General features: G+C 68.4%; 1 protein-coding gene. It reads right to left on the bottom strand.

The annotated features are described in order from the left end of the window. The coding region (locus PUR26_RS07790; protein WP_329870542.1) for a chitinase at positions 1 to 244 on the bottom strand (244 nt) is incomplete at both ends.

Below are 244 nucleotides of genomic sequence, written 5' to 3'. Positions count from 1 at the left end.
GCCTTGTAGTTGAAGTTCCAGCTGAGCTGGATCGGGCCCCGGCCGTAGTACGCCGCCTGCCCCGCCGGGCAGCCGTAGGGCTTGCCCGTGTCGCAGTAGTGCGGGTAGTTGGCGGTGTTCTGCTCGACGATGTGGACCAGGCCGCCCGTCTCGTGGTTGACGTTGGCGAGGAAGGCCGCGGCCTCCTGCTTCTTCACCGTGTCGCTGCCGGTCTTGGCGAAGCCCGGGTAGGCGCTCAGCGCCG

This window comes from Streptomyces sp. SP18CS02 (assembly GCF_036322365.1).
In the GTDB taxonomy this organism is placed as follows: Bacteria; Actinomycetota; Actinomycetes; order Streptomycetales; family Streptomycetaceae; genus Streptomyces.
The sequence above is the reverse complement of the archived record's forward strand: the minus strand, read 5'-3'. Positions and strand labels throughout refer to the sequence as shown.